This is a genomic window from Pseudophaeobacter flagellatus, assembly GCF_021228235.1.
GTDB lineage: Bacteria > Pseudomonadota > Alphaproteobacteria > Rhodobacterales > Rhodobacteraceae > Pseudophaeobacter > Pseudophaeobacter flagellatus.
The window spans coordinates 483,224-504,060 of record NZ_JAJQRG010000002.1 but is presented as its reverse complement, the minus strand read 5'-3'; the positions used below and the strand labels follow the sequence as shown (position 1 = coordinate 504,060).

16 protein-coding genes and 1 tRNA gene are annotated in these 20,837 nt (G+C 58.6%); 8 read left to right on the top strand and 9 right to left on the bottom strand.

The window, feature by feature from the left end; genetic code table 11:
• Nucleotides 1-19: 19 nt before the first annotated feature.
• The 3 genes from gcvP to gcvT all read right to left on the bottom strand — a co-directional run bounded on the left by gcvP (nt 20) and on the right by gcvT (nt 4,544).
• Nucleotides 20-2,881, bottom strand: a complete 2,862-nt coding sequence (gene gcvP / locus LRK71_RS05895) for an aminomethyl-transferring glycine dehydrogenase (protein WP_232401789.1) — start codon at nt 2,879-2,881, stop codon at nt 20-22.
• Between the two features lie 164 nt (nt 2,882-3,045).
• On the bottom strand, nt 3,046-3,411 hold the full coding sequence (gene gcvH, locus LRK71_RS05890; protein WP_232401787.1) for a glycine cleavage system protein GcvH: 366 nt from the start codon (nt 3,409-3,411) through the stop codon (nt 3,046-3,048).
• 35 nt (nt 3,412-3,446) lie between these two features.
• On the bottom strand, nt 3,447-4,544 hold the full coding sequence (gene gcvT, locus LRK71_RS05885; protein ID WP_232401980.1) for a glycine cleavage system aminomethyltransferase GcvT: 1,098 nt from the start codon (nt 4,542-4,544) through the stop codon (nt 3,447-3,449).
• A 283-nt stretch (nt 4,545-4,827) separates the two neighbouring features.
• Here gcvT and LRK71_RS05880 point away from each other — a divergent pair, with 283 nt between their 5' ends.
• The 6 genes from LRK71_RS05880 to LRK71_RS05855 all read left to right on the top strand — a co-directional run bounded on the left by LRK71_RS05880 (nt 4,828) and on the right by LRK71_RS05855 (nt 10,608).
• Nucleotides 4,828-5,442: a helix-turn-helix domain-containing protein gene (locus LRK71_RS05880; RefSeq protein WP_232401785.1), complete on the top strand. Its 615-nt coding sequence runs from the start codon at nt 4,828-4,830 to the stop codon at nt 5,440-5,442.
• Nucleotides 5,443-5,511: 69 nt separating this feature from the next.
• Nucleotides 5,512-6,210 carry a fumarylacetoacetate hydrolase family protein gene (locus tag LRK71_RS05875; RefSeq protein WP_232401784.1) on the top strand — a complete coding sequence of 233 codons (699 nt, stop codon included), beginning with the start codon at nt 5,512-5,514 and terminating at the stop codon, nt 6,208-6,210.
• Nucleotides 6,211-6,797: 587 nt separating this feature from the next.
• The gene (locus LRK71_RS05870; RefSeq protein WP_232401782.1) at nt 6,798-7,844 is read left to right on the top strand and encodes a TRAP transporter substrate-binding protein; all 1,047 of its coding nucleotides are present in this window, start codon (nt 6,798-6,800) and stop codon (nt 7,842-7,844) included.
• A gap of 74 nt (nt 7,845-7,918) precedes the next feature.
• A complete protein-coding gene (locus LRK71_RS05865) occupies nt 7,919-8,500 on the top strand; it encodes a TRAP transporter small permease (RefSeq protein WP_232401780.1) in 582 nt (193 codons plus the stop codon).
• Nucleotides 8,497-10,002, top strand: coding sequence for a TRAP transporter large permease (locus tag LRK71_RS05860; protein WP_232401779.1), 1,506 nt, complete (start codon nt 8,497-8,499; stop codon nt 10,000-10,002). Before LRK71_RS05865 ends, LRK71_RS05860 begins: the two co-directional genes overlap by 4 nt.
• Before the next feature lie 156 nt (nt 10,003-10,158).
• On the top strand, nt 10,159-10,608 hold the full coding sequence (locus LRK71_RS05855) for an acyl-CoA thioesterase (RefSeq protein ID WP_232401778.1): 450 nt from the start codon (nt 10,159-10,161) through the stop codon (nt 10,606-10,608).
• 14 nt (nt 10,609-10,622) lie between these two features.
• Here LRK71_RS05855 and LRK71_RS05850 read toward each other — a convergent pair whose 3' ends face one another.
• Together LRK71_RS05850 and LRK71_RS05845 are read right to left on the bottom strand one after the other, a co-directional pair.
• The gene (locus tag LRK71_RS05850) at nt 10,623-11,837 is read right to left on the bottom strand and encodes a winged helix-turn-helix domain-containing protein (protein ID WP_232401777.1); all 1,215 of its coding nucleotides are present in this window, start codon (nt 11,835-11,837) and stop codon (nt 10,623-10,625) included.
• Entirely contained in the window at nt 11,837-12,862 is a 1,026-nt protein-coding gene (locus tag LRK71_RS05845) for a LacI family DNA-binding transcriptional regulator (RefSeq protein ID WP_278924091.1), read from the bottom strand. Before LRK71_RS05845 ends, LRK71_RS05850 begins: the two co-directional genes overlap by 1 nt.
• A 178-nt stretch (nt 12,863-13,040) precedes the next feature.
• On the opposite strand from LRK71_RS05845, the gene LRK71_RS05840 reads away from it, so the two are divergent.
• Nucleotides 13,041-13,117: transfer RNA gene (locus LRK71_RS05840), tRNA-Arg, on the top strand.
• A 47-nt stretch (nt 13,118-13,164) separates the two neighbouring features.
• Here the strand turns inward: LRK71_RS05840 and LRK71_RS05835 are convergent.
• The 4 genes from LRK71_RS05835 to LRK71_RS05820 all read right to left on the bottom strand — a co-directional run bounded on the left by LRK71_RS05835 (nt 13,165) and on the right by LRK71_RS05820 (nt 19,252).
• A complete protein-coding gene (locus LRK71_RS05835) occupies nt 13,165-13,596 on the bottom strand; it encodes a hypothetical protein (RefSeq protein ID WP_232401775.1) in 432 nt (143 codons plus the stop codon).
• A 162-nt stretch (nt 13,597-13,758) separates the two neighbouring features.
• On the bottom strand, nt 13,759-15,174 hold the full coding sequence (locus LRK71_RS05830) for an FAD-binding oxidoreductase (RefSeq protein WP_232401774.1): 1,416 nt from the start codon (nt 15,172-15,174) through the stop codon (nt 13,759-13,761).
• 124 nt (nt 15,175-15,298) lie between these two features.
• Entirely contained in the window at nt 15,299-15,556 is a 258-nt protein-coding gene (locus LRK71_RS05825) for a DUF4242 domain-containing protein (protein ID WP_269751640.1), read from the bottom strand.
• A gap of 96 nt (nt 15,557-15,652) precedes the next feature.
• Nucleotides 15,653-19,252 carry an adenylate/guanylate cyclase domain-containing protein gene (locus tag LRK71_RS05820; protein ID WP_232401772.1) on the bottom strand — a complete coding sequence of 1,200 codons (3,600 nt, stop codon included), beginning with the start codon at nt 19,250-19,252 and terminating at the stop codon, nt 15,653-15,655.
• A gap of 489 nt (nt 19,253-19,741) precedes the next feature.
• Here LRK71_RS05820 and LRK71_RS05815 point away from each other — a divergent pair, with 489 nt between their 5' ends.
• Entirely contained in the window at nt 19,742-20,473 is a 732-nt protein-coding gene (locus tag LRK71_RS05815; RefSeq protein WP_232401771.1) for a class I SAM-dependent methyltransferase, read from the top strand.
• The last annotated feature ends 364 nt before the right edge of the window (nt 20,474-20,837 follow it).

The following is a 20,837-nucleotide window of genomic DNA, read 5'->3' as shown; positions in this document are numbered from 1 at the left end:
CGGGCCTTGGTCGTCTTGGTTAGCTGGCGCCGTCTTCTGCGTAGTCCGACATCGGTGGGCAGGTGCAGACCAGGTTGCGGTCGCCATAGGCGTTGTCGACCCGGTTGACCGGTGACCAGTATTTATCCACCCCAAGCGAGCCGGGCGGGAAGCAGGCGGCTTCACGGCTATAGGGGCGATCCCAGTCGCCCACCAAATCGCGCACCGTGTGTGGGGCGTTTTTCAGCGGGTTGTTTTGAGGATCGATCTTGCCGTCGATGACATCCTGTGCCTCGCCCCGGATCGACAGCATGGCGTCGCAGAAGCGATCCAATTCGGCCTTGGGTTCAGACTCGGTTGGCTCCACCATCAAGGTGCCTGCCACCGGCCAGGACATGGTCGGCGCATGAAAACCCGAATCGACCAGACGCTTGGCCACGTCATCCACAGTGATGCCACCCTCGTCATTCAGCGACCGGGTATCAAGGATGCACTCATGCGCCACACGCCCGGTTGCCGAAGTATAAAGCACGCCGTAGGCATCCTTCAGGCGGGCCGCGATATAGTTGGCGTTAAGGATCGCAACCTTGGTCGCCTGGGTCAGCCCTGCGCCGCCCATCAACAGGATATAGGCCCAGGACACCGGCAAGATCGACGGAGAGCCAAAGGGCGCCGCCGAAACCGGCCCCACCGCAGTGCCATATTCCGGGTGGCCAGGCAGGTGTTCTGTCAGGTGTGATTTCACCCCGATGGGACCCATGCCGGGGCCGCCACCGCCATGCGGAATGCAGAAGGTCTTATGCAGGTTCAGGTGGCTGACATCGCCGCCAATATCACCCGGACGCGACAGGCCCACCATGGCGTTCATATTGGCGCCGTCGATATAGACCTGCCCGCCGTGATCGTGGGTGATCTGGCAGACCTCTTGCACGGTGGTCTCGAACACGCCGTGGGTGGACGGATAGGTGATCATGCAGGCGGCCAGGTTGGCACTGTGCTTGTCCGCCTTGGCGCGGAAATCCGCCACGTCGATATTGCCGTTCTCATCCGCGATGACCGGCACAACCTTGTAGCCAACCATCTGGGCAGTCGCCGGGTTGGTGCCATGGGCCGAGGTGGGGATCAGGCAGACATTGCGGTGCGCTTCGCCGCGTGCCGCATGAAAGTTACGAATGGTCAGAAGGCCGGCATATTCGCCCTGCGCCCCCGAATTGGGCTGCTGGGAAATCGCGTCATAACCGGTGATCTGGCACAATTTGTCATTCAAATCTTCGATCATCTGCTGATAGCCCTGCGCTTGATCCTGCGGGCAGAAGGGGTGCAGATTGCCAAATTCAGGCCAGGTGACCGGGATCATTTCAACCGTCGCATTCAGCTTCATGGTGCATGAACCCAGCGGGATCATGGACCGATCCAGCGCCAGATCGCGATCTGCAAGGCGACGCATGTAGCGGGTGATCTCTGCTTCAGCACGGTTCTTATGGAAGATCGGATGGGTCAGATATTCGCTTTCACGCAGGGCATAATCGGGCAGGCGATAGGCGCGGTTGGCCTGGCTGTCATCTTTCTTATCAATGCCGAAGGCACCCCAGACGGCCTCAATCGTTTCCTTGCGAGTCTGCTCATCCAGACTGACGCCAACCTTGGTGTCCCCCACCCTGCGCAGGTTGATGCCACGGGCCACCGCGGCCTCCATGACGGTTGTTTGCAGTGGGCCAACCTCAATCGTGATGGTATCAAAGAAGACCTCAGGTTCGACCTTGAAGCCGTGCTCTTCCAGCCCAGCCGCCAGACGCGAGGTCTTGCGGTGCACCGACTGGGCGATGGCCTTGATGCCGTCGGGACCGTGATAAACCGCATACATCGAGGCCATGACCGCCAAGAGCGCCTGCGCGGTGCAGACGTTGGAATTGGCTTTTTCGCGGCGAATGTGCTGTTCGCGGGTTTGCAGCGCCAGGCGATAGGCCTTGTTGCCATGGCTGTCGATCGACACACCAATGATACGACCGGGCATGGCGCGCTTCAGTTTGTCGGTGGTTGCCATATAGGCCGCATGCGGCCCGCCATAGCCCATGGGCACGCCAAAGCGCTGGGTCGAGCCGATGGCGATATCGGCCCCCATTTCACCCGGGCTTTTCAGCAGCGCCAGCGACAGGATGTCGGCGGCGACAACGGCAATGCCCTTGTGTTCATGCAGGGCCGCGATTTCATCGGTGAAATCACGCACATGGCCATAGGTGCCGGGATATTGGAAGATCGCGCCAAAGACGGCACCGGCATCCAGGTCATCCGGATCGGCAACCACCACGTCAATACCTAGTGGGGCGGCGCGTGTCTGGATCACGGCAATGGTCTGGGCGTGGCAGTTCTGGTCGACAAAAAAGGCGGCGTTATTGGCTTTGGAACGCGCACCACGGAAGGCCATGGCCATGGCCTCGGCGGCGGCGGTGGCCTCGTCCAGCAAGGAGGCATTGGCGATATCCATGCCGGTCAGGTCGCTGACCATGGTCTGGAAGTTCAGCAGCGCTTCAAGTCGCCCCTGCGAAATCTCGGGCTGGTAGGGCGTATAGGCGGTGTACCAGGCAGGGTTTTCCAGGATGTTGCGCAGAATCGGTGCAGGCGTGGTGGTGCCATAATAGCCCTGACCGATCAGCGAGGTCAGAACCTTGTTCTTGCTCGCCACCTCTTTCATGTGGAACAGCGCATCGCGTTCGGTCATCGCCGGGCCCCAGTCCAGCGGCTCTTGCTGGCGGATCGCTTCGGGCACAGTCGCGTTGATCAGCTCATCCAGGGTCTTGAAGCCAATCACCTTCAGCATCGCCGCCATCTCTGTGGGCGATGGGCCGATGTGGCGACGGTTGGCAAAGTCGTAGGCTTCGTAGTCGGTTAGTTTAAAGGCCATGGGTCTTGGTCCTTAGGTCAGAGCGTTTGAAAGAGGCCGGTGGGAAGCGGATTTCCACAAGGGCCGCAGAGAGGAGGAAGGCGCACAGACAGCTGGGCAGGGACGCGGCCTGGCGATGCCCCACGCCCCCGGCGACAACAGCCAGGGACGCAGCAGACAGTATCCTACCCGATAAAGGCTTTATAGCCGTCCAGATCCATCAGATCTTCCAGCTGGGCCGCATCGGTGAGCTTGATCTTGTAGATCCAGGCCTCACCTTCAGGGTTTTCGTTCAGGGCACCGGGGTTTTCTTCCAGCGCAGGGTTGGCCTCGATCACTTCGCCATCCAGCGGTGCGTAGATTTCCGAAGCGGCCTTGACCGATTCAATCACGCCGATCTCTTCCGCCTTGTCAAAGGTGTCGCCCACTTCTTTTTGCTCGCAAAAGACGATCTCGCCCAGCTGATCAGCCGCGTGCTGGGTGATACCAAGGGTGGCGGTCTCCCCTTCGACGGTGATCCATTCGTGCTCTTCGGAATAATAGGTGGTCATATGTGACGCTCCTCATAGTCTGTCGTGATCTGTATTCAGCGTTTGTAGTTCTGGGTGACAAAGGGCAGCGCGACGATTTCAGCCGGCTGGGCCTTGCCCCGGATAATCAGGTTCACCGCCTGGCCCGGCGCTGCCTGTTCTGTTGCGACATAGCCCATTGCAACCGGGCCACCAACCGTGGGGCCAAAGCCGCCCGATGTAATCATGCCGATCGTCTCGCCCTCTGGCGACTGCACCTCGACCCCTTGGCGGGCCGGGGCGCGCCCCGTGGGTTTGATGCCAACCAGCTTGCGGGCAGCGCCCTCGGCCAGTTCTTTTTGGATGCGCGCGGCGCCGGGAAAGCCCCCCTCTTCGCGGCGACGTTTCTGCATTGCCCAGGTCAGCGCGGCCTCAACCGGGGTGGTATCATTGTCGATGTCATTGCCATAGAGGCACAGGCCGGCCTCCAACCGCAGGCTGTCGCGCGCCCCCAGTCCAGCCGGTGCGCAATCCTCATGCGCCAGCAGGGCGCGGGTGATTTCGACGGCCTTGTCTTCTGGAATGGAGATCTCATAGCCGTCTTCGCCAGTATAACCGAGACGCGACAGGCGGCATTCCACCCCCATGATATCGGCGACAATGGTCTCCATGAATTTCATATCGCGCGCAGCGGGACAGAGATCACCAACAACGGCTTCGGCGGCAGGCCCCTGCACCGCCACCAGGGCGCGGTCAAAGATCTCTATCACCTCAACCCCATCAAGGTGTTTCGCCATATGCGGAATATCCTGGTGCCGCATCGAAGCATTGACCACCACAAAGAAATGATCCCCGGCGTTGGATACGATCAGGTCATCCATGATGCCGCCGGCGTCATTGGTAAAGAAGGTATAACGCGCCTTGCCTTCTTTCAGCGTGGTAAAGGCCGAGGGGGCAATGGTTTCCAGCTTGGCCGCGATATCGGCGCCCTTCAGAATAACCTGCCCCATGTGCGACACATCAAACAGTCCGGCCTTTTCGCGACACTGCTTGTGCTCTCCCATGATCCCCATGGGATACTGAACCGGCATTTCCCAACCGGCAAAATCAACCATCTTGCCGCCGAGCTCTACGTGCAGATCATACAGCGGGGTCCGTTTGGGTGCGTCAGTCATCATGTGAAGCCTTCTTGTCAAAGATCGGTTGCCAGGAACCATAACCATGCAATGCGCATCGCGAAGCAAAGGACCTCTGCGCGGCCCGCTTAGGGGCAGAATTGCATCCCCTCTCGGTCGCGCCGCAAGGCTCCGCGCTTCAAAAGGACAGGGCCTTCACGCACGCCACAATGTTCCTATAGGAAACTTTTCCCGATTTAACAACAAAAGATGTCGTATGGAAATTTTTGACGCCCAGAGACATCATCGCTAGAGTTTCCGGGCAACAGGAGAAAACACCCAGATGGAACCGGTTCAGTCAGAAGAAGCAGGGCTCGCGCCCGAGGCAAGCGAAGCCCCGGACGGGCAAGTTTTGGGTAAGATGATTCGCGACGCGCGCAAAGAAAAGGGCCTGACCCTGGAAGAAGCCGCCAAGGCTGCGGCCATTGGCCGGTCGACCCTATCAAAGATCGAGAACAACCAGACCCGCCCCAGCTTTGAAATCATCCGCCGCCTGATGCGAACGCTTGAGCTGGAAACGCCGCAGTTGTTTGTGCAATCCGCCCAAAGCTCCATCTCGGGGCGACGCGATTACACCCTGGCCGGGCGCGGCGAACACCAGGAAACCAAGACCTACGACCATGAACTGCTCTGCACCGAACTGACCAGCAAGCGGATGCTGCCCTATATCAGCACCATCAAGGCGCGCGACGTCACCGAATACGACAGCTGGGTGCGCCATCGTGGCGAGGAATTCATGTATGTGATCCGCGGCGATCTGGTGCTTTATACTGAACATTACCGCCCGCTGGCGATGAGCGCCGGTGATTCTGTCTATTATGACAGCGGCATGGGCCATGGCTGCGTGTCCACCAGCGATGAAGACGCCCAGGTGCTCTGGGTTTCTCTCGAAATCTAGCCCCCAAGGACTGCCCGCAAGGGCGCGACCTCTCCCAGATTCCAACCCTGCAATAGCCGGAGCTACACAATGACCAAGACCCTGTTTTCCCTGCCAGACCCGCTGGTCATTCCCGTCCGTGACGAAACGGCCGGCTACCCGGTTGGGCGGATTTTCTGCGTCGGGCGCAACTATGCCGCTCATGCCGCTGAAATGGGGGTAGAGGTCGACCGCGAGGCCCCCTTTTACTTTACCAAGTCCAGCGCCAATGCGGTGCTGAGCGGTGCCAGCAGCCCCTACCCGCCCGGCACCGACAACTTTCACTATGAAATGGAACTGGCCCTGGCGATCGGCGCGCCAGTGTTTCGCGCCACCCCGGCAGAGGCCCGCGCCGCCATCTATGGCTATGGATGTGCCCTGGATATGACCCGGCGCGACCTGCAGCTCCGCGAGCGCAAGAAACAGCGACCCTGGGATCTGGGCAAGGATCTGGAACGGGGCGCGGTCTTTGCGCCGTTGACCAAGGCGACCGACTGGTCACCACAGGGGGATAGCCGCATATGGCTTACTCTGGACGGGGAAACCAAACAGGATGCCACCCTGGCAGAGTTGATCTGGTCGGTGGAAGAAATCATCTGTCACCTGTCAGGCTTTTACCACCTGCGCCCTGGCGACCTGATCCTGACAGGCACCCCCGCTGGAGTTGGCCCTGCCCACGCGGGGCAGCAGATGCAGGGCGGCATCACCGGCCTAGAGCCTGTCAGCCTGTCCCTGACGGCAGCGCAATAAGAATGAGCGTCTCGCAGGGCACAAGGTGCGAAACAGACAAGATCATGTGCGCTCAATCCATTCGCATGGATCACTTTGCTTTGCATAGTGAGGGCGAGACAGCATAGGCTGCTCTGCGATACCCAATTTCGGATTATGGGGGGCGAGACGCAAAGAAACCCGGACCACCTGCGCCCTCGTGTCGCCCGGTAAAGTTTCTATGAGGGATTGAAACCTGCGCCGCGTAGTGCTGAAGTGTATCACACATCCGGAAGAAGGCAGGTTTTGGTAACATAATATTGCGAAGCCCCACCCCACCAGCTGAGCAGCACAGCACAGCCAAATCGGGCGAACCAAACCCGGTCATCACAATCTAGGCGGGTTGCCCCTAGCGGTCTGGTTCGGTGGCGGCTAATTTATGAGTGAAAAATGCATAATCCGGCATTGATAGTTACAAATGCACCCAATAGCAGGGTGCCCAGATCGTTCGTTTAATGAACTCGGCCCGGTGATTTGGGATCAAAATGAAAAGAAATGCGCCAGTTGTTGCAATATCGTTTTACCACCGCAACAACTGGCATTGAACGAAGGTCAAAGGGAGGAAACACATGACCACTCGCAGGAAGCTACTCGGAGCCGCAGGCGCAACCGCCATTGCAGCCCTATGCGCAACCCAGGCATTTGCCGACAACGTAACCCTGAAAATGCACCAGTTCCTACCAGCCCAGGCCAATGTGCCAAAGCTGATCTTGGATGTCTGGGCCGATAACGTCGAGGCCTCCTCTGGTGGCGAGATCACCATTGATCGCTATCCGTCAATGCAGCTGGGTGGCAAACCACCAGAGCTGATGGACCAGGCCATGGACGGCGTTGCAGATATCGTCTGGACGGTTGTGGGCTACACCCCTGGCCGCTTCCCTTCAACCGAAGTCTTTGAACTGCCCTTCATGATGACCAATGCCCGTGCCACCTCGCACGCCTATTGGGAAATGTTCGAAAAGCACATGAAAGACACCGAGTTCAAGGATGTGAAAATCCTGGGGACCTGGGTGCATGGCCCCGGCCTGATCCATACCGCAGATCCGGTGGAAACACCTGATGACCTACAGGGCATGAAGATCCGCGGCGGTGGCCGTTCGGTCAACTCTTTGCTGACACAGCTGGGCGCAACCCCGGTTGGCATGCCGGTTCCTGCGATCCCCGAAGGCCTGTCCAAAGGCGTGATCGACGGCACCACCATCCCATGGGAAGTCACCACCGCGCTAAAAGTGCCGGAACTGGTGGAAAACCACACCGAGTTCACTGGCAAGGCGCTCTATACATTGACCTTTGTTCTCGCGATGAACAAAGAGAAATACGAGAGCCTCTCGGATGCGCAGAAGCAGGCTATCGACGAAAACTCCGGTCTGGAATTTTCCGTCTTTGCTGGTGGCGTGCAGGAAGATTCCGACGCGCCAGCGCGTGAATTTGCCCTGGACAACGGCAACAATGTTATCACCCTGAATGCCGATCAGACCGCCGAATGGCGTGAACTGGCCCAGCCTGTCTATGACAAATGGCTGGCCGACATGGCGGAAAAAGGCATCGACGGTCAGGCCCTCTTGGAAGAGGCCAGCTACCTGATCGAAAAATACACGCCAGAATACGTGAAGTAAGATTGTAATACTGTCAAAGGGCCGCAGCAGCATATGGTGCCGCGGCCCTTTGCGCACAATAAAGGGTTTCAACCATGCACAAGCTCATGATGGGGCTGGCCAGATCCATGGCCATTTTAGGCGGTATGGTCCTCTCACTCCTGATCATTATGACCTGCCTGTCGATTGTTGGGCGCATGCTCAATACTCTGTTTCACGGCGACTTACTGCAGGCCATCGCGCCGGGCTTTTCCAAGTGGATGATCACCTGGGTTGGACCAATCAACGGGGATTTTGAACTGGTCGAGGCAGGTGTTGCCTTTGCCATCTTTGCCTTTCTCCCGCTTTGCCAGATCTCAGCCGGCCATGCCTCGGTCGATGTGGTCGCCAATTCTTTTCCGCGCGGCGTGAACCGGTTTTTGCGCATGGTAACCGAACTGCTGTTTGCCGCCGCCCTGGTGTTGATCGCCTGGCGTCTTGGCGCTGGCACGATCAGCAAGTTTGAGAATGGCGAGACCTCTTTCCTGCTGGAATTCCCGGTTTGGTGGGCCTTTGGCGCCAGCCTGTTTGCCGCCGTGATCTCCGCCATTGTGGGGGTCTATATGGGCGCTGTACGCAGTTATGAATTTTTTACCGGCCGCATCCAGATTTGGGACGGCGTGGAGGGTGAACAGTGACTACTCTTGAAATCGGCATTGCCTCCTTTCCCATCCTGATGGGACTGATCTTCATGCGGGTCCCGATTGGCCTGTCGATGTTCCTGGTTGGCCTGGGCGGGCTGATCCTGGTCACCGATGGCACGCAGGTGGCCTTTGGCCGTCTCAAAAGCGAGACCTACACCACCTTTTCCTCCTACTCGCTGACCATCGTGCCGATGTTTCTGCTGATGGGGCATTTCGCCACCTTGGGCGGCATGTCCTCGGCGCTGTTCAAAGCCGCCGAAGGCTTTCTAGGCCATAAAAAGGGCGGCGTTGCCATGGCCTCTATTGGTGCCTGCGCCGGCTTTGGCGCCATCTGTGGATCATCACTGGCCACAGCGGCCACAATGGGCCGGGTCGCCCTGCCCGAACTGAAGCAATACGGGTATGCCGGTGGCTTTTCCACCGCCACGCTGGCCGCAGGCGGCACCCTGGGCATCCTGATCCCGCCCTCGGTGGTGCTGGTGATCTATGCCATCCTGACGGAACAGAATATCGCCAAGCTGTTCCTCGCCGCCTTTATCCCCGGCCTGCTGGCGGCGATTGGCTATGTCATCGTGATCTCGATCTACGTGCGACTTTACCCCGAAGCCGCAGGCACCCGCCCGGCTGTGCCCTGGGCAGAACGCCTTGCCAATCTGGTCAAGGTCTGGCCGGTGCTGCTGGTGTTTGGCCTGGTTGTTGGCGGCATCTACGGCGGCTTGTTCACCCCCACAGAGGGGGCCGCGGTTGGTGCCTTTGGCACCGGGCTTATCGCTTGGATGAATGGCGGTCTGGACCGCGCCAATCTGATCGACAGCTTTATGGTAACGGCGCGCTCTACTGCGATGATCTTTTTCATCGTGCTGGGTGCGGGCTTTTACAATGGCTTCCTAGCCCTGACCAAGGTGCCGCAAGAGTTGGCCGATTTTGTTGTCAGCCAAGGGTTTAGCCCCTGGGTGGTGCTTGCTCTGATTCTGGCGTTTTATCTGGTCTTTGGTTGCCTGATGGACAGCCTCTCGATGATCCTGTTGACCATTCCAATCTTTTTCCCGGTGATTTCGGTGATGGATTTTGGCCTGTTGTCGCTGATTGACATGCAAGCAGACGCCGCGATGGAGGTGCTGCGCAACGGGGTGCCAGAAGGCATGGGAGCAGAGATGCTCGCCTCGATACAGGACGCCATTGCCACCGGAACCGAACTGACCCGCGAGCAGATGAAAGAACTGGGCATTCGCGTCACCGAGGGCCGCGTCAACCGGATCGAGGCCGAATATGTCGCCATCTGGTTTGGTATTCTGGTGCTCATCGTGGTCGAGGTCGGTCTGATTACACCACCGGTGGGGATGAACCTGTTCATCATCAATGCGATGGATCGCAAAACCCGCATGGTCGATACCTACAAGGCGGTGATGTTCTTTGTTGCCTCTGACATCATCCGGGTGATCATCCTGGTGGCCTTCCCGGTTATTACCCTGCTGCCGCTGCTGCTGTTTCTCTGACCCAGCCCGCGCAGCACAGACCACCAAAACCATTGGTCTGTCACAGAAATCCCCCTTCCAGCGCCGCTGGGAGGGTTTTTTTACACAAAGCCGTTTGTATGCCCCAGCGCCAATAGCTAGGGTGGCGCGGCAGGACAGATGACAAAGGACAGGCAGATGTCACACACGACAAACGATAGCAAAAACAGCCCCACCTTTGTGCATTCCATCCGCGTCGGTTGGGGCCACTGCGACCCGGCGCAGATCGCCTATACTGGGCACCTGCCCAGCTTTGCACTGGAAGCAATCGACGCCTGGTGGGAACATCAGCTAGACGGCGATGGCTGGTTCCAGATGGAACTGGATCGCGGCACCGGGACGCCCTTTGTCAGCATGAATTTGGAGTTCCGCTCCCCCGTGACCCCGCGGCATAGGCTGGAGTGTGAGGTCTGGCCTTCGGCGCTTGGCACCAAATCCGTGACCTTTCGGGTTGATGCGCGCCAGAATGGGGCCCTCTGTTTTGAGGGCCGCTTTATCTGCGTGTTCATTCAGCCCGATGTGTTCAAAGCCAAACCCGCCCCCGCCGATTATCGCGCGGTGATAGAGGCCAATCTGCGCCCCGAATAGCCCCCTCTGGGTGGTCAGACGGCGGCGCGCAGCCAATCATTGGCAAACACAACGCGGCCCACCCCGACAAAACGGGCAACCCGTGCCAGCTCTGCCTCCAGACGTTTGATACGGGGGGCGGTAAAGGTGACACCGCGCTCGGACCAGAGCGCCGTCACCGCCAGACAGTCGGCGCTGCGCTCGGCCTTCATGTCGATCCGCCCCACCAGTTTTTGCCCCTCAAGCAGGGGAAAGACATAATAGCCGTATTGCCGCTTGGGCGCGGGGGTAAAGACCTCGATGCGGTAGTGAAAGCCAAACAACCGTTCAGCCCGCTTGCGGTCGCGCAACATCGGATCAAAGGGACTGAGCAGCCGCAGCCGCCCCGGCGCAGGCCCCAGATCGGCTGCCTGCGACACCGTATCCGGACGAGCAAAGCTCTTGCGCAGGCTGCCATCGGCGGCCTCGATCTCGATCTCTTCGATTTCACCGCGCGCCTTGGCAGCCTGGCACCAGGCCCGTGCTTCGGCGGCGCTGGCGGTATCCCAAAAGGCGGCGAGCTCTCCCGACGTGGCAAAGCCAAGCCGATCCAGCGCGTTGTTGCACAGCCAATCCACAGTATCGGCGGGGTCCAGCGGATCGCTGGGCGCATGCAGGCCCGCGTCGATCACGCGTTCGGTCAGATCATAGCGTTTTTGAAACCCGGATCGGCCAACAACTGTCAGCGCGCCAGTCCGCCAGAGATACTCCAGCGCGGTTTTGGACGGGTGCCAGTCCCACCAACCGCCCGAGCCCTTTTTTTCATCCTTGCCCAGATCAGAAGAGCTGACCGGGCCGTGATCGCGAATATGGCTCAGCACGGTTTTAAACTGCTGCTCAAACCCGTCGCGCCGCCAGTTGCGCCAGCGTTTGCGCAGCAATTTCTCATCGCGCTGAAACCGAAGATGCCACTGCGGGTAAAACGCCATGGGGATCATCGCGGCATCATGGGTCCAGTGTTCAAACAGGGCGCCGCCATCATGATAAAGATCGCTCAGGTGCTGCGGGCGATAGCTGGCACGGCGCGAATACAGGATCACATCATGCGCCCGCGCCACGGTGTTGATGCTGTCAAGCTGGACAAAGCCCAGCCGGGTGAGCAGTTGCAACAGCTCTGCCCCCTTGGCACCACCACTTGGCGGCTCTAACAAGGCGTGGCGCTGCATGAACAGCCGCCGCGCCGCAGAATTGTCCAGTCGTGCCAGCGTCATCAGCGCCGTTTCAGGGTATCACCATAGGAAATGGTGGGGGTCAGCGTCACATGGCGCTCTGGCTCGGCCTCTGGGTCATCCAGCTGTGCCGCGATGATTTCAGCGGCCCTGCGACCAATGTCCAGACGGCAGGCATCCATGGTGGCCAATTGCCGGGGCAGCCCCTGCAGCAGCTCAACCCCGTTGAACCCGGCAAGACCAATCTGGCCAGGCACATCAATGCCCTGATCCATCAGATACAGCAGCCCCCCCGCCCCAATCATATCGTTGGAATAATACAGAAAATCCAGATCTGGCGAGCGCTCAAGCATCTCTTGCGTCATCTCGCGCCCCTTGGCCAGGGCCGAACCGCCTGAATAAAACGCCCGATCTTCGATCTCGACACCCTCTTTGGCCAGGGCCTCGGTGAAGCCTTCAAATCGTTTGCGGGCACGGTGATCCAACGGCATCTTAGTGCCCATAAAGCCGATATGGCGATAGCCGGCCTTCAGGATTGCCTTGGCCATCTCGCGGCCGGCGCGACGATGCGAGATCCCAACCATGGCATCCACCGGCTTACCATCAGTATCCATGATTTCCACCACCGGAATGCCGGAAGCATTCAGCATGGCGCGCGCCGCTTCGGTATGTTCAAGCCCGGCAATGATCACCCCCGAGGGCCGCCAGGACAGCATCTCATAGAGGACCTTTTCCTCTTTTTCCGGCTGATAATCCGTCACCCCGACCACCGGCTGCAGCACGGTATTTTCCAGCACCTGATTGATGCCAGTCAGCACCTCAGGGAACACCATATTGGACAGGGAGGGGATGATCACTGCCACCAGATTGACCCGTTTAGAGGCTAGCGCGCCTGCAATCTTGTTGGGCACGTAGCCCAGTTCCTTGGCGGCGGTCAGCACTTTGACGCGGGTTTTTTCCGACACATCGCCGCGGTTGCGCAACACCCGACTCACCGTCATTTCTGACACGCCTGTGGCCTCTGATACATCGCGAAGGGTAAGCGGGCGCTTGGGTTGCGTGGTCACGATTAAAGGCCTCATATCTTCTGTTGGTTTCAGGTTAGCCAGTGCGTGCCGTCAGTACAATGGGCGGCGCGCCAGGCAGCAGATTTAATATGCCGGTTGGAGGCGAATAAACTCTCCCCAACCGGCCAGTGCCGCATTGTGGTAACAGATATCATTTGCTATCGCCTTAATCAGGCCCGGCCCCGTGGCTCAACTGGATAGAGCAGCCCCCTCCTAAGGGGCAGGTTGTTGGTTCGAATCCAACCGGGGTCACCACAAAACCTTGAAAATCAAATAGGTTACGTTGAGAGTGAGAAGAGCGCTCAGTCTGACCAGCAGAACATGGCAGAAACAAATACCGCTGTGGCAGGCGTGTATTGCACAAATCCTGCACAGTCTGTTTGCAAGTGTTCGATTCGGGGAAATGGAAACACCGAGGCAGCGGCAACTGTACCCGGTGTAAATCTTGCTAAGAAACCTCTCGGCTCAACTTCCAGCTTTTCCAGAATGAAGTCTTTTGTTGAAGGTAGCACCTGTTTGGTCAGGTGAAAGTACGACGAATAGTCCAGAAGCCGCAGCACTTCATCAGACTCGACATAGTGAGCCGCAACACCTTTTTCCCAAATGTACGGTCTCATCTTTTCAATCAAAGCTTGATAGCGTTGCGGGTCGTCCAAAAGCTTTGGCGTCGCGCTACCAAGCCACACCCACTGCCACCACGCTTCAGTGCCAATGCTGTGGCGTCCTAATCTCATGTTTGCGATGTCATAGCGGAGTGAAGTGCCTCGCGAGTGCTTTTGTGAGCCAGAAAAGCCATGATCTGAAATTCATTGGCTCCCGCTTCAGCGTCGGCACGATCACCGACCGAGCCAGCATGATTGCCCGCAAGGGAACCTTGGGTGATCGGCAGAACCACCTTAGGCCGGTGCAATATTGTGGTTGATTCTGAACAGATTGCCCGGATCATAGTTACCTTTGATATGCGAAAGCTTCTGTGCATTTCCGCCATAGGCCCCACCCAACGGATCCGCTTCGTCTTCTGGCATGAAATTCACATAGGCACTGCCCGTCGCAAAGGGCTGCAGCTGTCCATGTAGATTGCGTGCCCAGGCGATACATTCGGCGTCCTTCTGTGGATCGTCCCAGCGGGTATGCACATTCATGATGAAATGCGCCGAACGTTGCGGATAAGCGGTTGCGTCCGGTGCAACGCGTGCCATCGCGCCGCCAACATGCGCGATGAAGACCTCGCAGGCTGGATCCGGAAGGCTGGAGATCCCCGCCAGCAACTTGCTCACCGCCTCGGTCGAAAGCGTATCAAAGTCATGACTTTTCCAATAGTTCCGTGCGCCCGGCGTCAGCAGCGGATCGAATGCGGCCTGCCAGTCGACAAAACTGTGCGGTGAGATGACATCTGCAATAGGGTCGCCAAGCCCGCGCAGTGCTGCCAATGCGGCTTCGCCTTCTTCCAGTGGGCCACAATAGCAAGCAGCAAAAATCAGCACCTCGCGCCCGTGCCACTCTTCCGGCAGGAACGGCAGCGGCGGCGCCTTTCGCATTACGCTCCAAACAGTCATCTCGTCCGGTGCAGCATCAGCGATGCTTACGAATTCAGACAGCAGTTCAGGCGCCGCCTCGATTGGATGGACCACAAGGCCGGACAGCACCTCGGGACCCAGATCGTGCAGCTGAAACAGAAACGAGGTCACAACGCCAAAATTTCCGCCGCCGCCGCGGATGGCCCAGAACAGATCCGGGTGGCTGTCGGGCGACGCGGTGACGATCGCGCCATCCGCTGTCACGACCTCGGCAGACAGCAGGTTGTCGATTGTCATGCCCAATTTCCGCGTGGTCCACCCAAAGCCCCCACCGAGGGTCAAACCCGCGGTGCCCGTGGTCGAGTTGATGCCCAGCGGCACAGCAAGCCCATGCGCCTGCGTTTCGCGATCCACATCCCCAAGCAGCGCCCCCGGCGCAACCCGTGCGGTTTTCCCTGCCGGGTCCACGTGAACCGAGCGCATATGCGACAGGTCCAGCATAACGGTGTCCTCGGCGACGGCGTGACCGGCAATCTGATGTCCACCGGATCTCACGGATATCGCCAGCCTCGCCTCGCGTACAAAATTCACCGCCTTCTGGACGTCGCTCGCCCCTAGGGCGCGGATGACAATTCCCGGGTGGCGATCAAACATGCTGTTCCACGTGGTCCGAGCGTCGTCATACTCCTGACTGCCGCGCTCGTAGACCGCACCGCGCATAGATGCATCCAGCGCGTCGAGTGCATCCTGACCTATTGTAACTGTGGTTCCATCGAGTGATTTGAGGGCGTACATGCATTGGCCTCCATGTTTCAGGTTCAGGCTTCCTGCACCGCTGCCTCAGAATACCAGCAAGGCCCTCATCTCACCTGTTCCCGGTGACAAGGGGTAGTGAATTGGGGTTTTGCCCGCTTCTACGTCAGGCAAAAATCTCCGGATCAACCCGATCGACCGGGGTGATAACATCGGCGGGGATATTCAGACGCTCCGCCGCCTTTCGCAGGCTTTCCTCATCGGGCGCTTCGTACAAACAGTAGGTCTTGCGCTTGTCGGCACTGAGGAAGGAAAAAATCCACTCGACCCCAGTTTCATCATTGATTTCTTTGATGTGCTTCTTGTCGCCATCGCTGATCATCAGCTGTTCAGCAAAATTTCGTTCAATTATATACCTCGGCATAACACACCCCCTGATCATAGTTTCCGGCCTCCAGAGCGATCCACAGTCCGGCGCAATCAGGAGGAGAGAACAAGTCCACCCTGTGCGCGACATGCTCTAGCTGGCGACACCTTCGAGAATTGACCTAAGGTAAAGCATACTCAATTTCCGCGCTGTTGCCAACGCATCTGCCTCCAGCGTAAAGGCCCGCTCAATGTCATTGAGACGGCCACGACGCCGCAGCGCTGCAGCATAGGCGGCTTTGCTATGTGCAATCCATGGCGGCGATTTCATGGATGTGTCGATCTCAATCGCCTTTTCAAACATCCTCTCTGCGGTTTTCCAGTCCTTTTGCATGGCAGCCAGACTGCCCAGCCGCCGCGCTGCTGCACCGGCGCACACGGTCGTTGCACCGGCGGTGATCGTCAGATCCTCATAGGGCGCCAGCATGTCGTAGATTGATCGCGCGTGGTCCTTATGGTCAACCGCGACACAGATATCCGCTAGATAGGACAGCGTCGTCGTGTACATGGCATCGGAAGGCAGATCGAACCCGTTTTCCGCGATCTCGTTCAGGATGCGCTCCGCCGCTTCCTTGTAACCCAATTCCGCGGCAATCAAGCCAAATCCCGGCTTCCAGGCAACGTCTCCCGGGCTTTCGTTCATCAACCTTTTGATTGCCGGAGCGATTTCATGCAGGCGGCCCTGCTCGCGCCGGATTGTGAACATCTGAACGCCAAAGACCCCCTCGACATGTTCTCCATGCGTCTTGCGGCCAATCTCCACCGCCTCGGTGGCGCGCTGCTCCGCCAGTTCAAAGTCACCTTCCATGATCGCAACCATTGCGCTTGCGTGCCGCTGGACCCAGTACAGTTGCAGGTGATTGTCCTTCTTCGAAATCTCAGTCAGCAGTTCCAGCGAATGGTCCATCAACTGACGGTCAGCCATTTCTGCACCGACAAACAGGCTGAGCGTCCGCTCCCGCCCCTGATCAATACTGCCCAACTTCTCGGCCACCTGGTGCATTGCTTCCAGGTTTTCACGCCAGTTGCGCGCCTCGCTGTCCTTGCGGGCAACAAACGGCGCGCCGAAGCGAACCATCATAACCGAGAACTGAGCCTTATAATCTCCCAGCTTGGCGGCCAGTTCCATTGATTGTTGGCCAAATCGCGCACTTTCTGCAGATTGGCCGATGAAACTATGGGCGCGGGCAAGCTGGCTCATCAGCCCGCACCGGCGCACCTCATCGTGATCCGGCAGGTCCGTCAGAGCAGCGCCACACAGCTTGATCGCATCGCGGTGTCGCAGGCCCGTCATCATCAAGGAGTCGGCAAAATAGAATGCAGCATCCGCCGCCAGCTCCGCATGGCCAGCTTTGCGTGCCGCCTCATAGGCGTCCTCCAAGGCCACGATGCCGTGCCGCAATTCGCCCAGACTGTCATGGCTTCGCCCGATCAGGATTTTGCCCCGAATCTCCTCGGCCACGGCCTCAGAACCCAGCCTCGCCGCGGCTCCAAGCGTTTCTCTTGCATGGCTCATCGCCTCCTTGCTTGCGGAACGCGCCAGCGCCATTTCCGTCGCGGACTGCCATTTATCATAGGCTGCCCGCCAATCCTCAGCCTCAGACAGGTGCCGCGCGACAAGTTCGGGCCGACGTTCGACCTCGGCAGCGCGCACCTGCATCAGCGCGCGGGCAACATTTGCATGCTGTTCCCTGCGGGTCGCGCTCAACATGGACTGATAGGCCGTGTCACGGATCAGGGCATGGCGAAAAATGAAGTGACCCCGATTGTGTCCGCTCTCAAAGATAATTCCGGTCCGCGACAACTCATCCAGACGGGCCCGAATGTCATCGTCTGCGGCCGCCATGGCTGCCTCCAGCACGCTCGGCTCAAATTCACGCCCGATGACCGAGCAGGTTAGCGCAACTTGTTTGGCCTCTGGCGAAACCGCATCCAGACGGGCCATCAACGCGCCGTTCAACGACGAGGGGACACGCACATTCCCCTGATCGCCTGCGGCAACCATCGCCCGTGTCAGTTCCTCGACAAACAATGGCACACCATCGGTCTTTTCGACAATCGTTGCAATCAGCGCCTCGTCAGGCGTGCTTCCGGTAATTTTCTGCACCAACGCCGCGACATCGGCAGGCTCGAACCGGCGTAACTGTACCGTCTGTACATGCGCATCGCCCTCTTCGCGCCCCAGTTCCCAGCCGGGTCGGTGCGTGATCAGGGTCATCAACGGCAAATCCGCGCAGATTGCCTTAAACCGTTCAAGCAATGCTTGCGTCGATGGATCGATCCAATGGGCGTCCTCAACGCATAGAATGACCGGGCACACCCCGGATCTCACCTTAACCGTGTGGATCAATGTCTGAATGGTGAGGTCGCGCTGCTCCTGCGGCGGCAGGTCGAGCACAGTGCGCGCGACGGTACTGCGCGGTGCGACCAATGCCGCGAACACCGGCAGAACCCGCTGCCAATCCAGCCCATCCCGGGCCTGCAGCAACCTGCGCACATGGCTCAGGATCTGCTCATCATCAAAATCGGGATCGACACCCGCATCTTGTGAAATCCGCTGTGTGACCGGATGGAACGGGCTGCTGGTGAGATAAGGAGAGCAATTCAGGCGAATAACATCAGCCTGACCGTTTGCCGTGACCTCGGCTAGGAAATCCTCCGTCAACCGTGACTTTCCGATCCCGGCCTCTCCGGTCAGCAGGACAACTTCTCCCCTGCCGGCTTGCGCGCGCTTCCACGATTGTAGCAAAAAGCCCTTATCGTAATCACGACCAATCATCACGCTGCCGCCGTCTTCCCCGTGAGAGGCCCGAAAGCGGCTCTCTGCGCTGCGCTCGGACTTCACCTGCAACAGGGTTCTAGGCTCATCGAACCCTTTCAGCGCAACCCGTCCCAGCGTTTCGAACTCAAAAATCTGGTGCAGAGTGGCCTCGCTTTCCTCGGCAGGCAGAACAACCGTATTGGGTTTGGCGTGCTCCTGGATTCTTGAGGCCAGATTGACGATCGGTCCCGTCATTGCACCTTCTTCGTAGGTATTTTCGCCAATCGTATCGCCAACCACAACATCACCACTCGCGATGCCCAACCGCGCCGACAAAGGCACGCCATCTGGTGTTTTCAGTTCCCCGACCCGACGAATGGCTTCCAGACTGGCCTTGATGGCCCGGATCGCGTGATCCTCATATGCTGTCGGCCAGCCAAAAAACACCAGCAGGCCATCGCCCAGATACTTGGCCACATAGCCACCGTATCGGCTGACTGCGCCTGCAATCGCATCCTGGTAGCTCTGCAACAAATCCCGCATATCCTCGGGATCAAGCCGGTTGGTGAGTTCAGTCGACCCCACCAGATCCGCAAATAGAACCGTCAGATGGCGCCGCTCTGCCATGCCCGACGACACGAACCGACCCGTCACCTCGCGGGCGCCTTGCGGATTTCCTGCGCCCGCACCCGGATCCGTGTGCTCCAATTGATTAGATATCGCCGAGGACGCACGCCCTTCCGGTTGGTCGTTGCGCAACTTATCGATCGCAGCCAGGATGATACGCCGATGTCCCAAACTGACCCCAAGTTCCTTGAGGTCGTCATGCGTCAGCAAGGGCAATACACTCGCGTCGACATCATTTTCCGCAAACGCCTCGTGATACTTGCCCATTCCGAGATTGGTCAGCCACTTATCCATTTCTACAGACATATATCGATCATGCGATGATCCCGGCCCCTAATCAAGAAATCAGGTTGCAAAAAGGTTCTGCAGTAGGCGAAGCGCACTGCAGGATCGAACTTCATAGTCCAAGCCCGGAAGCGGGCTGAAAGACCGAATTTGCAAAGTCACGGGATCCAGAGGCAGGACGGAAGACATATGCTGCATGCGCACTTGGGGAAGAGCCTTTTGCCGCAGGTCCAGCCGCCAGACATCATCGAATGGAAGAGATGCGGGACATTTCGGACGTTCAAATTGGAGGTGAAGTTGACATTTATAACATTCAGTTCGATGTAACTTAAATGGTTGAGAAGGACATCCACATAGTCGCCCGGTTGGCCGGTATCCCCTTGGCGGGATGCCGGGATGACGATCACGCGACCTGACCACGCCGATTGCCAGCCTCGGCCTCGCCCTTACGGACGAGGCGTCTTGGCGTGGAAAACCTGCCTCGTCCTCCCTTTTTCTCTGGAGATTAACATGGCACAGAATATCTACGACGACCCCAAATTCTTTTCTGGCTACAGCCAGTTGCCCCGGCAGGTGCAGGGCCTGGCTGGTGCGCCGGAATGGCCCGCCATCCGCGCGTTACTGCCGGACGTCGCAGACAAGCGTGTGGCCGATCTGGGCTGCGGCTTCGGTTGGGCATCCCGCTGGTTCCGTGAAAACGGTGCGGTCTCGGTCCTGGGGCTTGATCTGTCGCGGAACATGATCGACCGGGCACGGGCCGACACTAACGATGCCGCCATCGAATATCGCATTGCCGATCTCAACACGCTCGAACTGCCGGAAGCCGCCTTCGATTTGGTTTATAGCGCGCTGACATTCCATTATGTCCGAGATTTTGGGCGTCTGATGCGCATGAGCCACCGCGCGCTGACGCACGGCGGCGACTTGGTCTTCACCATCGAACACCCGATCTTCATGGCTGCGGCCCATCCGCATTGGATTGAGGACGAGGACGGGCGCAAGACTTGGCCGGTCAACGGCTATTCGACGGAGGGCGAGCGTCGTACTAACTGGTTCGCTGAGGGGGTGTTGAAGCATCATCGAACACTGGCGACTACGATCAACACTCTAATCGGCACGGGCTTCACCCTGCACCGGATTGAGGAGTTTGCACCGACGCCGGACCAGGTCGCGGCGATGCCGGAGCTGGTCGAAGAGATGGAACGGCCAATGATGTTGATGGTTTCGGCACACAAGAACTGATCTCATCGCCGCCCAGTCCTATAACTCGGGCGGCGAGTTTCCAATTTTCGCTAAAGGGTTCAAAGCTGCCATGCGGCGTTGCAGCGGAGTTTCCGTTGCCTGCGAGACGCTGCGCTCGCCGCCAGGTGACGGCAGCCCAGCCCAAAGTTACCTTTGGCGCAATGAAGGCGGAAGCACATGCCGCATGTGCGAGCAGAGTGTCTCGACTTCCGCAAAGCGGACCTTCAAGCTGCAAGAGCTCAATTTTGACAACCAATGTCTGCAATGAGCCCAAACAAGAGATTTACCGCTCAGCTAAATTCTGTGCAGGTTGATCAGGGTCAACGCGGCGAATAAGCGACAGAGTTAGTTTTCCAGTGATTTT